The 16,165-nt window shown below is 62.8% G+C and carries 5 protein-coding genes; 4 read left to right on the top strand and 1 reads right to left on the bottom strand.

Translation table 11 applies throughout. The annotated features are described in order from the left end of the window. Nucleotides 1-67 precede the first annotated feature (67 nt). Together ACSZOQ_RS04725 and ACSZOQ_RS04720 are read left to right on the top strand one after the other, a co-directional pair. On the top strand, nucleotides 68-5,704 hold the full coding sequence (locus tag ACSZOQ_RS04725; protein ID WP_439924876.1) for a hypothetical protein: 5,637 nt from the start codon (nucleotides 68-70) through the stop codon (nucleotides 5,702-5,704). Beyond that, the gene (locus ACSZOQ_RS04720; RefSeq protein WP_439924875.1) at nucleotides 5,701-8,727 is read left to right on the top strand and encodes a hypothetical protein; all 3,027 of its coding nucleotides are present in this window, start codon (nucleotides 5,701-5,703) and stop codon (nucleotides 8,725-8,727) included. Before ACSZOQ_RS04725 ends, ACSZOQ_RS04720 begins: the two co-directional genes overlap by 4 nt. 61 nt (nucleotides 8,728-8,788) lie before the next feature. Here ACSZOQ_RS04720 and malQ read toward each other — a convergent pair whose 3' ends face one another. Continuing rightward, nucleotides 8,789-10,735 carry a 4-alpha-glucanotransferase gene (malQ, locus tag ACSZOQ_RS04715; protein WP_439924874.1) on the bottom strand — a complete coding sequence of 649 codons (1,947 nt, stop codon included), beginning with the start codon at nucleotides 10,733-10,735 and terminating at the stop codon, nucleotides 8,789-8,791. 167 nt (nucleotides 10,736-10,902) lie between these two features. Between malQ and ACSZOQ_RS04710 the strand changes: the two genes are divergently transcribed. Together ACSZOQ_RS04710 and treS are read left to right on the top strand one after the other, a co-directional pair. Next, nucleotides 10,903-12,876, top strand: a complete 1,974-nt coding sequence (locus ACSZOQ_RS04710; protein ID WP_439924873.1) for an alpha-1,4-glucan--maltose-1-phosphate maltosyltransferase — start codon at nucleotides 10,903-10,905, stop codon at nucleotides 12,874-12,876. Between the two features lie 8 nt (nucleotides 12,877-12,884). Then, complete coding sequence (gene treS / locus ACSZOQ_RS04705) at nucleotides 12,885-16,157, top strand: maltose alpha-D-glucosyltransferase (RefSeq protein ID WP_439924872.1); 3,273 nt, start codon at nucleotides 12,885-12,887, stop codon at nucleotides 16,155-16,157. The last annotated feature ends 8 nt before the right edge of the window (nucleotides 16,158-16,165 follow it).

Below are 16,165 nucleotides of genomic sequence, written 5' to 3'. Positions count from 1 at the left end.
CAGTTAACGTTTTCAAATTCGTTTGACGGAAATTTTTGTGTCGCGTCCCTGAGCGGCGGAGGACATTTTGACGACTTTACGATCATGGATTGAAGGCAATGGTTGGCTTCAGGGCATATTGCTAACGTCGAAGATTGACGCACTCCTCAGCGGACTCGAAGTTGATCCCGGCGTCATTACTGGTCCGGTCGACGGCGCATACAGCGGCACCGCGCAAGTGGGGGGTGCCGCGCATCCGCTGTTCTTCGATCTCTCGCTCGCGCCGCTCGGCCCGCCGCTGCCGTTTCGATTCGCGCTTCGCCCGGACGGCTTCGATCTTGCCTTCGACCTCGGACAGGTACCTCCTGCCACTCGCTTAGCCGATCTGGTGGCCGACAGCGCAGGACGTGCATTCACGCCTGCGATCCACAACGGCGTAGCCGGCGGCGAGGAATGGCTCACCGCGACGGCGGGCCAGGTCAAGGTGATGGGTGCGACGATCGCACTCGTGATCGAGGGCCGGAAGGGTGCGCAGGCGACCATGCGCCTCGGGCCGTCGATCGATCAGCCGGACGGCGTGGTCAAGCTCACTCTCGATCCGCCGACCGTAATGCTGGGATCGAGCGGATTCGGCCTCGAACTGCCGGATGGCTTTTTCATCGACATGAGCACGCAAGCCGCCGCGCCGCCGGCATCCGTCGATGGCCATCCGATCGTGTTGCCCGGCGATACGCCGGCGTGGAAGGGACTGTCGATCCGCAACGCACGCTTCTACCTGCCCGAGAGCGTGCCGCTGTTCGATCGCACCGCCGTCAATGCGCAAATCGAGATCGGACTCGATCCCGTCGGCATCGCTCTGTCGGCGGAGGCCCATGTGCCGCCGCGCGACGGCAAGCCAGCGATGACCGTACGCATCGAATGCGTCGATCCAACGGCGACCGGTCTTGCTTCCTTCCTTCCCACGCTGGTCGAGGTCGCCGTGGAATTGCCGGTCGACCAGTACCATGAGAACGTCGGTGGCGGGACATTGCATGTCCTCGCAAGCCGGCCGCTGATTGCGCGCGCCCGTTTCTCGCGCGAGACCAATGACGCTGCCGCTCCAACGCGGCTTTCGATCGGCATCGAGGCGCAGGGCGAGAATGGCATTCTCGCCGTCAGCGCCGATGGCGGCGGCACCGCCGAGAAAGGCTTCATCGCTGCCGGCGCATTTGCGACCGCGCTGATCGCGGAGAAAAATCTCGGCAGCGCCGGCGCGGGGACACCTGCGGCTGCGCTGCTCACCGCCGGGATGGCGCTCAGCACGCTGCTCAACGACAAGGGCCGCCTCGTGGTCCATGGCGTCGAGCTTGCCACGGAAGGCAAACCGAAGGGCCTCTCGCTCACCGACAAGCAGACCTTCACGCTCGACTACGCGGTCGATGTCGTGATCCACCCAATCGACCTCGGCGTGATGTCGGTTTCGCTCGCGCCCGAGGAGCCGCTGCGCATCCGGTTGCGCGGCGTGGTGCTCTCGCTCGACCATTCCGGAAGCGGCCTCGGCATGATCGGGCTCGACTACCGGCACGCCACCATGGAGGTCGAGGATCCCGGCCACTGGCTCGTCGGAGGCCCCGGCTCGCTTTTCGACGTGCTGGGCTCGCGCAGCGGGCGCGGTTCGATCTGGGTCGAGGTCGATCTGCGTTTCAAGCTCAATCTCGGTCCGGTGCGAGTCTCCGGAGCGACCATCCGTGCGACGCTCGACCCCGAGACTAACAAGATCATCGCCAGCATCCGCGGCCTTGATGCGCAGATCACCATGCCCGGCGTCATCGAAGGCGAAGGCAAGGTCAGCGTCAGCAACGGCGGCTTCGAGGCGATGATCCGCGTGAACGTCGTGCCGGTCGGGTTCAATGCCGAGGCATCGCTGCGGCTTCAGGGCCAGATGGTGCTGCTCGAACTCGCCGCCGACCTGCCGGGACCGTTGCCGCTCGCCAACAGCGGGCTCGGCCTGTTCGGCGTCGGCGGCACGTTCGGCATCGCGACCACGATCGCACCGCCGGCTCCGGGCGAGGACCCGATCGAGCACGCGCTGCTCTGGGACCCGCAGGAGCCGCCGCCGCCCGGCAGCCCCGAGCCGTTCAACGAGTTGCCCGGCAATTTCACGTTCGGGCTGGAAGCCGTGGTCGGGACGCTGCCCGACATGGGGTTCGCCTTCAGCGCCAAAGCCGGTCTGTTCCTGACGGTGCCGGACCTTGTCGTGCTCGGCGCCATCGACGCAACGATACTCTCCGGCCGCATGAGCATCACGCACAAGCCGGACCCCGATCCCACCTTCATCGCGCTACGCGGCGCGATCATTGTCGATCCCGCCGACGCGGTGACGTTCGGCATTTCCGGCACGCTGAATATTCCAGTGCTGCTGACGGCGAAGATTCCGTCCGGCGGACGTTTCCCTGTCACCGGCGACACGTCCGACTGGTACCTCTACATGGGTGCCGACGGCTACAACGGACAAGGGCGCGGCATCGGTCCAGCGACTGTCAGAGTCTTGCCGGACATTTTTAACGTAGGCGCGTACGGCTACTTCATGCTGCGCGGCGACGGCATCGAGAAGTGGCCGCGCGGCGGTCCTACGAGCTTCGACGGCTTCATCCTCGCCTTCGGCTTCGGTCTCGATCTAAGCTTCGGTCCTCGACCGATCGTGTGGGCTGAGGTCCATGCATCGGCCGATATCCTGGTCGCGACGAGTCCGCTGATCCTCGCCGGCTTCGGCCATGTCGACGGCTCCGCGCATATCGGTCCGGTATCCGTTGGCGTTTCGGCCGATCTGCAAGCCTTGATCTCCGAGGGCAACACATCGATCTATGCCAAAGTCTGTGGGCATGTGAACCTGCTATTCACGAAGATCCGCAAATGCGTCGAGCTGAAATTCGGCTCCGAACCGCCGCTTAAAGTGCCGCCTCCGACCTCGCTGCCGCTCGACCGGCTCGAAGGCGGACAGATCGTCGGCCAGAATGCCATGCTGATCGACGACAAGTATCAGCTTCTTTATCAACTGGGGCAGTCACCGGAGGAGGCGCAAACGGTTTGGCCCGACGCGCTCATCGCGCTCAGCTTCGCATTTCCGCCGCATCTTGCCAGTGGCTGCGGCGGCACGCAGTTTCCGACCATCGATCAGTATCCGGAAGGCGACCGTGCTCGCCCGTTCGGAAGCAATCTGCTCGACTATCAATGGGAGCTGCGCAGCCTCCAGCTTTTCGATGTCACCGGCGACGAGCATGGCCCCGGCACGCTGGTATCGGGCGAACTGAGCGCTGCATGGCAAGCAGGCCGCACCGGCAACCCCGGCACATCAGCGGAACCGGCCGAGCTGATCCTGTTCGACATCAAGGGCACGTTCTTCATCGACCGCATGAGCGACCCCGGCCAGTCGCTGCCGGGCGATCCGATCGGCGCGGTCGGCCATATCTGCCGGCCCGACGCACGAGCGCGCATCGGCTGGACGCTGGGCATCGATGCGGTCGCACAAGAAGAACTCTGGCGCTTGCCGCCCGAGATCATCAGCGCCGATCCGACGCAGAGTCGCATCGGCGGGCTGCTGGCACCTGGCTTCACGCTGCTGGATACAGAAACGGTCACGCCGCTGGACGAGGTCGGACGGCAGGCGCTACCTTACATGGTGAACTACCTGAAGCCGCGCACCGCGTCCCTCGCCTCGCCGACCAAGGTCGAACGGGAATTCGCCGGCGTGCTGCTGCTCGAATACGCGATCCCGGCCGATGGCAACGAACTCGCATTCGAACGATTGAACCTGCGCTTCAACGCCACGATCTATCTCGACGAGCCGATCGCGAGCAACGGCTTCCTTTTCCTGTGGGCGCCGTCCGCGAGTCTCAACGGCAAGGGACCGGGCCTCGTGCGCGTGTACGACCCCAAGAGCCCGAGCCAGGCGTGGTATCCGGACACGAAGGACATCGGCAATGGCCAGAGGGTGCTGATCTTCAAGGCGCCAGGTACGGTGACGGCGCTGCGGATTGAGTGGCCGGCGACACAACAGCTCGGCCTGCTCGGGCTGGAAGGCATGACAGCAACGGCGCTCGCGGCTGCACAGGCGCGCAACGATGCACAGGCCGCAGCGGCAGCCACCCAGCAGCAAGCCGCGAACGACGGCCCGCCCACCGATACGGCGCATCAAAGCGGCGCCTCGCGCTGCCTGCTGCAGCCCGGCAAAACCTATCGCATCGATGTAGAACTGGCGTGGACCGGCACGCTCTACAAGCAGATCATGTACGGCATTCGCGTTCCGGCCGCGACCTCGAGTTCAGATGTCGATCCGACGCTGCCTATGAAACGAAGCTATTTCTTCAAGACCACGCCGGTGCCTCCAAGGCCAGCGCCGCTGCCTCATCCGGCGCCCGGCGGAAGCGTCTATTACGGCCAGCCGATCGCCGCCCTGCAGTTCGGTTTACCGGGTCACCTTCAGACGCTCCATCGCGCACAGGATAGATTCGCGCCGGAGCTGCTGGAGCGTCACCTTTCCGGTTACGAGCCCGCGCAAAGCGAGGTGGCGCGCTTCCGCCACGATCCGCTGCGCGCGCATTTCGATGTCGGTCACGTGGAAGCGCTCGCCGGACTATACAATTACACGCTTCAGCTTGGCCTGCGCCGCACCGACACCGCGGATGCTTCGGGCAACCTTTTGCTCATCCTTCCCCACTTCAGCGCGGCGCTCAATCCCGCATTCCTGAGCGGCGCCGACCAGCGGCGCTATCAGGTCGCAACCGGCGTCGGCCTGATCGACGGCGAGGTCGTAGTCGCGGGCACACCGCCCTGCCCGGTGCCCAAGCCCGGTCTCACGCTCGACGCCACCGCAGAGCTTCAGCCCCGCGCCTGGTACGAGTTCTACGTCCACATCAAATCGACCATCGCGGGCGCGCCCGCGGCGCGGCTGCCTGGTGTCAGCTTCCAGACGTCGCGCTGGTTCGCGCCCAATGACATGCTCGTAGCCTTGGGCTTCGGCGCGAGCGCATCCGGAACGCCGACGGGCGATCTCGAAATCCAGGCCGTATCCGGCTTTGCGCGCGGGCCGGTGCTGGGTGACGACGGTGCGTTCGACGATGCGCTCCGTCAGATCGGCCTCGAAGGATGGCCGATCGCGGAGACGCCGCGCACCAGTCTCTTGTGGCTTCCGCGCACCGACGACAGCGGCTGGGATTGCGCCGGCGTTCTCATTGAATCGCCGGAACCAATCCATCGTGACGGCCGCTGCACCGTGGATCGATTGACCGCCGTTCTGTCGCCGAGTCATCCGGCTGTAAACTTCAACAGCCAGTTCCGCGACCGCTCCGGCTCGCGCATTCTGTTCCTGACCGATACGCCGTTCCTGCCGGCGCCGTGGCTCGACCTTGGTCATCTCATTCCCGGCAGCAAAATCCCGAGCGGGATTTTCAAACGGCTTGCGCAACCAACAACGAAGATCGTGACGACGCGGATCGGAGCCGCAAAAACCATCATCGGCAAGACCACACCGCAATCGCCCACGATGCCGGTCACGCCCTCGTCGATTGCCGGTCACGCAAGCCAAAAGATCGTGCCAGGAGGCGTGAAACAGCTACCGATCCCCCTCAGTCACCAACCCATGTTGCGGCTGGAAATGACAGACTACCGACCCGATGGGACGATCGCGGCACTCACAGGACTCCTCGCCCTTTCCAAAGCACCGCTGTTCGCGGGAGAAGCCCGATGATCCGCTTCGCTTCGCCCTCCTGGCTCGCGCTGTTCGCATTGCAAGCGGAGAACGACGCCGACCTGCCGGACGGCGTTCATGTCCGCATCCAGTCATCGCCGCTGCTCGGCCTTCCACTCGCGCCGTGGCTGGTCTGGCAGGTGCCGGTCAGCACCAAAACCGTCACACCGCCGCGCGACCCCAAACTGCTCAAGAGGACGATCCCGATCGAGCCGCCGGAGGCCGAGCGCGACACGACCCGCTACGTCGCTGTCGAAGCCGTTCCTCCGGGCGGCGGCAAGACCGCCATCTCGCTGCTCGATCCCGACACAGACGGGTTGATCGCGCGGCGCTCTAAGCCGGCCGCGATCGTCGGCGGACCGGTGACGCGCCGGGTGCGTCTCAGCGGCGACACCGCAGGAGCGCGTCTTAAGGTCTATGCGATCTATTCGAAGTCGACCGAGCGGATCCGCGAAGAGAAGCCCATCGTCACGCTGCCGCTGCCCATTCCCGGCGACTGCCGCTGGTACTACGGCGGGATCACGCAGAAGGAAGGTCTCAAACGCGTCGCGCGCAGCGCGCCGCTCCGCTATACGGCGCTCGACCAGCCCGACGGACCGTTCGGTCCGCTCGGGCCCGACGACGAAGTGGCCAGGATCGAGGCCCAACGCGCCGAAGTCGATGACGCGCTGGAGGCAGTGGTCCGCGCTCCCGCCGACGCGCCCTGGAACGTGACACTTGCCGTGCCGAACCAGGGCAGCTCGCCGCCGCAAAGCGCCGATGTTCCGCAACTCGACAGCGTGCTGATGCCGATCTGCGATCCGGGCTTCGCGCGCTATCTCGGCTTCGCGGACAACATCGGCAAGGCCATTCGCCCGGATATGGCGCAACCGCTGATCGGGCTCGTCGTCGCCGGCGTGTTCGCAGTCGATCCGCAGCGGGTGATCTCCGAAATAGAGTTCGGGCCGTTCAAGTTCGTCACGCGGCTCGCGGACCAGCTGCCGCCGCTCGACGCGGACGAACAGGAGATGGTCGACCGCGTGCTCGACCTCACCGGCGCCAGTGACGTCGCCAACAAGCTGCGCGACAAGGGTTTTGAGATCCGCTGCTTCACGGCGGCCGCCGGCGCGGTGCCGCTTCCCGATCCGCTGCCGGCGCCCGGCGTCTCGCTCGCAAAGGCAAACTGGATCGCGGCGGCGAGCGGCATCAGCACCTCGTTCCGGCAAGGCTTCACCTTGTCGACCACGCCGTTCGCGCCGCTGCTCGCGATGGCACGGGACGACGGCAAGGGGTTTAAACCGCGAACACGCTGCATCAAGACGAAGACCGCGCGGCGACATGTCGTGTTGCTGCGCGGCGAGGATAATGAAGGACACAGCATTGCATCCGATGCGCCCATCTCATCCGGCGCGAAAAATATCTATCGTTTTTGCTCCGGCGATCTGTTCGGCCGCTTCGGCGATCCCGCTGATATCGACGTGCCCGATCCCGACCGTCCTGCTCCGCCGCCGCCAGTGCTGCGCGCCATGCCGCTGCGCGCGGTGCTCGACGACCAGGCCCCCGGCGCGCTGTCGCCGGGCTCGCTCGACGTGCGCGTGCCCGTTCCCGACAACAATTCGATCGGTATCGGCGGCCGCCCGATCGCAAAACTTGGGCTCGCCTTCGCGGGGCATACGCGCACCATCGCTGCCACACCCGGGACGATGATCGCACAGGTATTTGCACTACCGTCGCTCGCTCAGCAACAGAGCGGCGCGTGGCCTCTCACCGCTTACTTCGTCGATGATGATGGCACCTCGTCGCCGCAGGCCGCGCAGACCATCACCATCACCGACGGCCGACACCCGCGGCCGACGCCTTGCGGTCCCGGCATCATCTGGACCAGCCGGCCCGGTCCTTCGCCGGACGTCGAATTGCGCTTGTCGTGGCCGGCGGCACCGGGGCAGTCCTATCGGGCGTGGATCGCCGATCAGCGCGGCCTTGATCTGCCCGCAGCCGCCACCCGTGCGACTGTGGCGCTCGACGGCTTCACAAAGCAGCAGCAAGGCCAGTTGAACGGTCGTGCCGATCGCTTCCGGCTCATTACTGACGCGCCCATCATCGCCGACAGCGACGGACGCGCTCGCCTCGCAACAACGCTGCCGCGGGCACTGCAGACGGTCGGATTCCTGCGCATCGTGCCGGAGACCGATGCCGGAGCCCAGGCGAACTTCGACGCTTGCGGCCTCGTGCCGGTCGCCGTGCCGAACGACAGGCGCCCGCCAATGCCGCGCCTGACCCTCACCGTGAACGCCGCCGGCAAGCCGGAACTGACGGTGGTGGCGATGGGATTCGACCTTGGTGCAATTGCGGCGGCGGAGCCTGGACTGTTCACGCAGCCGCCAACCGCAGCGAACCCACCTCACTATCGTCTCCGCCGCGCCAGCGGCGCGGTCAATGATCCGCTCTATGCGCGCATGGTCGGCGGTATCCGTCCGCTTTCGCTCGATCGCAGCGGCAGTGCGCCCCGCTTCGCAGCGACATTCGTGGACACGTCGGGACTCCTTCCGTTCGTGCGCTATACGTGGTGGGCGGAAGTTCGCTTGCCGGCGGAGCGACGCCTTCCTCGCGGTGCGACGATGCTTCCGCCGCCGGGAGCGATTACAGCCGAGAACGCCACGCAAGTCGGGGATGCGGCCGCAGCCTTCAGCCTGCTCTCCGCGCCGACCACTGTGGTGAACGCACCGACCAGCGCGCCGGCTGCGCTCGACGCCGCTTCGATCACCGCCACCGTCGTCGCTTCGGGGGGCGGGTTTACGCTTCAAGTCCTCATCGCCGACGTGCCCGTCGCACATCCGCAAGCAATAGGCCCCTACCGCATCCGACTGTGGGCGGAGCAAGACGGCGCAGCGCCGACCCTGCTGGCCGACGGGGTGCCGACCACCAATCCGGCGTTCCAGTGGACAGGAGCAGCCGCATCGAACGGTGCAACCAGTGTCTATGTCACAATCGTGGATCCGCTTGGCCGGGAAAGCCCGCCCACGGTCAAGGCGGTTGCGTCATAACATCAGACTGTGACGGCGCGGGGCACACGCCTGCGTGCCCCGCTTCGAACCGTGAGGCGTTTCAGCGAATGCGGAGCGCGTGCCGAAGCGCGTCGAGATCGATGCAACGGCCGAGATCGTTCAGCTCGACCGGAAGCCGCCGCCGCCAGTTGGGATGCTCATTCATCGTGCCCGGAATGTTCGGCTGATCCTTCAATCCAATCAGATCGTCGAGCGCGATCGCGAGAATGCGCGACGGCGTGCGCGCGAGAAATTCAACGGCCCCGAAAAAATTCTTCGGTCCGATATGTTCTTCGCCGAGCTTCCATTCAAACGCTCGGCGAGCGTGCGCCCGCTCCGCCTCCGACTCGCCTGGATCGAGACCAAGCTCCCGCTTGACCTTGAGATCGGAATGCGATTGCCAGCCTGCGAACGACGCAAGGTCATGCGTGTTGAAGGTAACAAGGGCGTTGGCGGCATAGCCCGACGGCCCGATAAAAGCGCCGTCATGGCCGCGTTCGAACATCATCACCTTGTAGGACCACACGCCCCATGCCGCGAGAATGTCGCGAAAGCCATCCGGCACCGTTCCCAGATCCTCCCCGATCGTGATGCAGCGCTGACTGACGCTCTCCTGCGCGATGACGCCGAGCAGCGCGTCCAACGGCATCTCGACATACACGCCATCCCGCGGCGACGCACCGGAAGGTATCAGATAGAGCCGATTGAGCCCGAGGACATGATCCAGCCGTATCGCTCCCGCAAAACGCATCGAGGCGCGCAGCATTTCCCGAAACGGTGCGAAGCCACTCGCCTCCAGTCCAGCGGCATTGAAACCAGCCAGTCCCCAATCCTGCCCTGCCGTGTTGAGCTGATCGGGCGGCGCACCAACCGAAAGCCCGCGCGAGATGGCATTTTGCTCGTTCCACGCATCGAACCCGCCGGCCTGAACCCCAACAGCGACATCGAGATAAAGCCCGACCGCCATTCCGCGCTCAGCGGCAAGGTCAGCGCATGACTGCAACTGGATTGCCGCGCACCATTGCACGAACTCCACGAATTCGATCTCGGCACATTGCGGACCCTTTCGAAAGCCATGAATTCGCGCATCCTCAGGGCGACGCCACTCCTCCGGCCATTGCCACCACGGCAATGGAGCGAATTGCCGTCGCAACACTTCGAAGCAGGCAAAGCGTTGCAGCAATTCGCCGCGCTCCTGCCTGAACGCCTCGAATTCGACTCGAGCGGTCGCATCTTCAGTGTTGAAGGCCTCGAACGCGTACCGGAGCGCTGCGAATTTCAATTCCGCGACGGCCGCGTAGTCGATCAGTACGCCGTGGCGGGCCTGATCGCGTTGTTCGCGATGCTGCGCCAGCCAAGCGCCCGCAAAATTCGGCAACCGCTCGGGATCGATGTAGAGCGGATTGAGAAACAGCCGGCTGTTCGGTGCATAGGGGCTGCATTCGAGCGGGCGGTCATCGAACAGCGCATGAAGCGGATTGAGTCCGATGCCCGCACAGCCCCACTCCGCAGCCAATTCGATCAGTGCGGCGAGATCCGTGAAATCGCCAATTCCCCAGTTGCGGGATGACGATAGCCCGTAGAGTTGAACCGACAGAACCCATACTCTCTCGAACGAGCCTTGATAGGCCGCCGCAGGCGTCACCAGCAACGGAATCGAATCAATCGTATCGCAGTTCTCATTCTCGAGTTCCAGCCGATAGGGACCGATTGCCATCGAATGCGGCAGATCGATCATCGATCGGGCGACACGTCCTCGCGCGAGCACCGCATTACGTCCAACGAGCCGCCAACCGATTCCATTCACCTCAGAATCCACCGGCACGTGACAATCGCCAGCGTCGACGATAACAACGACTGGTTGCTTCAGATACGGATGTCGTGGAGGGGGCGGCAAACCGTCGAGAATTGCGCGAAGCCGCTCACCATTCACCACATGGCGGTGGCCCTGCCCGTCCACAAATTCCAGATCGATGCCAAGGTCGCGCGCTTTTGAATAAACATCCATCCCCACGCCTCAAACCCAAGCACGACTGTCCAAGATTTCGTCGGTGACGAAGTCTCGCACGAAGAAAGGTAACGCCATAACAAGATCGCGGTTCCATCGGGAACTTTGGGGTGACGCGAGGGTTAAACGGGCGGGTCCTTCAATCACAGACAGGTCGGCGGCGCGTGATGTCCGTATCAACGCAGAAAAACAAGCCTTTGCGGGCGGGCGAACGGGGCGCAACGGCGGGCAGCTTCCACATCGAGGACGTGTATCCCTGCGTCGACGCCGGACGATTTCCGGTCAAACGGCTCGCGGGCGACATCATCGAGGTCTGGGCGGACATATTCCGAAGCGGTCACGACATCATTGCCGCGCAATTGATCTGGCGGCGCGAGGAAGATCGCGACTGGCACAAGTCGCCAATGATCCTGCACGACAACGATCGCTGGTTCGGCAGCTTCGCACCTAGCGAACCGGGGCGCTATGTCTATGCGATCGAAGCCTGGACCGATGAATTCGCAACATGGAAGCACGGCTTCGAACTGAAGCAGAAGGCCGGCCAGGACGTCGCTCTCGATGCGCTGGAGGGCGCCGCATTACTGACGCGCGCGCAGTATGGCGGCATGGAGGCGACAGCGACCATCGTTCGTCAGTGCGAGAATTATCTGAAAGACGGCGATCCAGCGAACCTGCTCGTCCCGGAACTGGCAATTGCCATGGCCGATGGCCGCGAACGCGGCGATCTCACGCGGTCGCAGCTCTACCCGCTGACGATCGACCGCAGCCTGGCCGGAGCGGGAGCATGGTACGAGATGGTGCCCCGCAGCCAGAGCACAATCCCCGGCCAGCACGGCACGTTTCGTGACTGCATCGCCCGCCTCCCCGATATCGCCGCGATGGGATTCGACGTCCTTTACTTCACGCCGATTCATCCGATCGGCAGGATCAATCGCAAGGGGCGCAATAATGCGCTGACTGCCGCCGAAGGCGACCCCGGCAGTCCCTACGCCATTGGCGCCGAGGAAGGCGGGCACGATGCAATCCACCCGGAACTCGGCACCTTCGAGGACTTCCGTGATCTGATCGCCGCCTGCAAGAGCCATAGCATGGAGATCGCCCTCGACATCGCGGTGCAGTGTTCGCCCGATCATCCCTGGCTGACGCAGCATCCCGACTGGTTCAGGCGGCGTCCCGACGGCTCGATGCGCTATGCGGAAAATCCTCCGAAAAAATACGAGGACATCGTCAATCCTGATTTCGGTTGCGACGATGCCGGCTCGTTGTGGAATGCACTCCGCGATACTATCCTGTTCTGGGTCAACCAGGGCGTGCGCATCTTTCGCATCGACAACCCGCACACCAAGCCGCTCAATTTCTGGGAATGGCTGATCCGCGAGGTCCAGACGAAAGACCCCGGCGTCATCTTCCTCGCCGAGGCGTTCACCCGGCCGAAGGTCATGAAGGGCCTGGCGAAGCTGGGATTCACACAGTCCTATACTTATTTCACCTGGCGCACCCGGAAATCGGAGATCGAATCCTACCTCACCGAACTGACGGGATATCCCGAGCGCGACTACTACCGGCCCAATTTTTTCGTCAACACGCCCGACATTCTGCCCTACCACCTGCAGAGTGGTGAATCATGGATGTTCAAGGCGCGTGTGGCGTTGGCGGCGACACTGTCGAGTACTTACGGGATCTACAACGGCTTCGAGCTTCTGGAGCACGATGCCATTCCGGGACGCGAAGAATATCTCAATTCGGAAAAGTACGAGATCAAGGTTCGCGACTGGAATGCACCCGGCAACATCAAGCCGTATATCACGGCGCTCAATCGGGCGCGGCGTACCAATCCGGCGCTCTTGCAAACCCGCAACCTGAAATTCCTTCCTGTCGCCAACGATCAGATCGTTGCGTTCACCAAGCAAAGCACCGACGCCAGCAACACGATTGTCGGCGCCATCGCGCTGTCGCGTGACGCCAGCGAATTCTGGCTTCCGCTGGATTCAATTCAGATCCGGACCGCTAGCGAAACGAGGCCTCCGGTCGCGCTGGAAAATCTGATGACGGGCGAACGTCACGCTATCGAGTGGGGTGGAGCGCGCCTGAGGATTGATCCGCACCGCGACCCCGCACTTTTATTTCGTTGTCTGGCGTGAGGCCCGTCATGAACGAGATGACCCAGATCGATGCTGACAGATATGTCCAGACCGACGATCTCTGGTACAAGGACGCCATCATCTATCAGCTTCACGTCAAGGCCTTCGCCGACAGCAACAACGATGGCATCGGTGACTTTGCCGGTCTGACCAACAAGCTTGATTACCTGCAGGAGCTGGGCGTTAGCACGCTATGGCTGCTGCCGTTCTATCCGTCTCCGGGACGCGATGACGGATATGACATTGCCGATTACGGTTCGATCAATCCCGATTTCGGCACGATGAAGGAGTTTCGCCGCTTCATCTCCGAAGCGCGACGGCGTGGACTTCGCGTGATTACCGAACTCGTCATCAATCACACCTCCGACCAGCACAGATGGTTCAAGCGCGCTCAGCGTAGTCCACCCGGATCGAGTGCGCGTAACTGGTACGTCTGGAGCGACACCGACAAGAAATATCAGGATACGCGGATCATTTTCACCGACACGGAGAAGTCGAACTGGGCCTGGGATGCCGAAGCCAACGCCTATTACTGGCACCGTTTCTTCACGCACCAGCCCGATCTCAATTTCGACAATCCGCGCGTGGTCAGGGCCGTCGTTCAGGTCATGAAGCGGTGGCTCGACGCGGGTGTGGACGGTTTTCGGTTGGATGCGATTCCGTATCTCTGCGAGCGTGACGGCACCAACAACGAAAATCTTCCCGAAACGCATGCGGTAATCAAACACATTCGCGCGGAGCTCGATGCCTACGCCAAAGGCAAAGTACTTCTGGCCGAAGCCAATCAATGGCCAGAGGATGTCCAGTCCTATTTTGGCGATGGCGACGAGTGCCACATGGCCTATCATTTCCCGCTGATGCCGCGCATCTATATGGCGATCGCGCAGGAGGATCGTTTTCCGATCACCGACATCCTGCGGCAGACGCCCGACATTCCCGGCAATTGCCAATGGGCGATGTTCCTGCGCAACCATGACGAGCTGACACTCGAAATGGTGACGGATATCGAACGCGATTATCTGTGGTCGACATATGCCGCTGATCCGCGCGCGCGCATCAATCTCGGCATTCGGCGCCGCCTCGCGCCTTTGATGGACAATGACCGGCGCAAGATCGAGCTGATGAATTCGTTGCTGATGTCGTTTCCCGGCACGCCAATCATCTATTACGGCGACGAGATCGGGATGGGCGACAACATCTATCTTGGCGATCGCAATGGCGTCCGTACCCCGATGCAATGGACGCCGGACCGCAATGGCGGCTTCTCGCGTTGCGACCCCGCTCGGCTCTATGCGCCACCGGTGATGGATGCTGTCTATGGCTACGAATCCGTCAATGTCGAGGCCCAGTCGCGAAGCCTGTCCTCGCTGTTGAGTTGGATGAAGAAGCTGATTTCGGTACGCAAATCGAGCTTCGCCTTCGGCCGCGGCACCATGTCATTCGTGCGCTCCTCGAATCGAAGCGTACTCGCTTATGTGCGGCAATATGGCGACGAGGCCCTGCTCTGCGTCGCCAACCTATCGCGGTCGGCACAGGCTTCTGAACTTGATCTGTCGCAATGGAAGGGTCGGTCACCCCTCGAAATGCTGGGGCGAACGACATTTCCCGATATCGGCGAGCTGGCTTATTTGATCACGCTTGCGCCTTACGGATTCTACTGGTTCCAGCTGACCGAGAAGCCGCCGTCGCCGAACGTCGCGGCAGTGATCGTGCCCGATTATGAGACCCTCGTGGTGCCGCTCGGCGCGACGTGGATGTCGTTGGCTCGGACCCGCTCGATCTTCGAGCGCGACGTCCTGCCCTCACATCTCGCCCGCTCACGGTGGTTTCCGGAGCGGTCGGCCAACGCCATCACTGCGCGTGTTCCGGCGGCGATACCGCTCACGAAAGACCAGATTTCCCGGCCATGGCTGGTGATCTTCGACGTCACTCATCGCGGGCAATCGGGCCGCTACGCGATGCCGATCCGAATCCGATGGGATCGACTGGACCGGCATAATAACAACTATGACGCAAAAACGATCGCCGCAGTCCGGCAGGGCTCGCGCGAGGGAACACTGATCGATGCCGCCTATGAGAACGACCTGATCGCGGGCATTATCGATGATCTGCGCCACCGGGCAATCTTCGAGGAAGGCGAATTGCGGCTTGCTTATCTTCCTACAGAACGGCTGGGCTCGATTGCGGAAGAACCGATTAACAACGTGCGCGCGGTGCAGACCGAACAATCGAACAGCACCGCACTGGTGGACGAGAAGTTCGTCGTTAAGATCTACCGTAAGCTCGAAAACGGCATCAATCCGGAGGTGGAAGTCGGACGCTTTCTGACGGACGTCGCCGGATTCGCCAATACTCCCGCTTTGCTTGGCAGCGCCGAACTGACGGGACCCGATATCCAAGCCACCGTTGCCATCGTTCATGACTTTGTCGGCAACCAGGGTGACGCATGGACAGTCAGCAGCGCCGCATTGGATCGCTTTATCGACGAGCAGCGACTGGTCGGAGCAAGCGATTCGGCTCCGGCGCTTGAAGAGAAGGCGGCGTATCAACGCTACATGATGCAAACCGGCAAGCGCGTCGCTGAAATGCACGTCGCACTGGCGAGCCACGACGACATTGTTGATTTCCGTCCCGAGCCTGTGACTGCTTCCGATGTCGATCACCTCATCGACCGTTTGATGACGCGCACCGAGCAAACGTTTGATCGGCTCGCTCAAGTAAAGCTTTCCGATTCGGACCGGCTTCTTGCTGACGATATTCTGAGCATCCGTCCAGGGCTGCATGGCCGGCTCATCGAGTTATTGCCGCCCACAATTCAAATGCATAACATTCGACATCATGGCGACTTTCATCTCGGACAGATCCTTGTCGTCCGCGACGATGTCTTTATCATCGACTTTGAAGGCGAGCCCCGTCGAAGCCTCTCCGAGCGGCGGATGAAGGCACCAGCGGCCCGCGATGTCGCAGGGCTGATCAGGTCGATCGACTATTCCGTCACCTCAGCGCAAGAGCGCGCCCTCAAGACCGGAACGGACGACGACGGCCGACTGGCTGAAGCTTTATCGGCATGGCGCGACGAGGCGACGCAAACCTTCCTGACGGCCTACCGCGAAGCGATGACCGATCCACGGCTATGGCCGCAGAATGATGGCGACGCCGGCGGAACGCTGCGGTTCTTCCTGCTCGAGAAGGCGTTCTATGAAATCGACTACGAGCTCGCGCATCGTCCCGACTGGCTCCGTGTCGCATTGGGCGGTGCACTTCGCGTGCTGCGTAAATAGGAAGCGAT

The organism is Nitrobacter sp. JJSN (assembly GCF_051912485.1).
Classification (GTDB): domain Bacteria; phylum Pseudomonadota; class Alphaproteobacteria; order Rhizobiales; family Xanthobacteraceae; genus Nitrobacter.
Note: the sequence above shows the minus strand (reverse complement) of the source record. Positions and strands in the feature narration are given on the sequence as shown.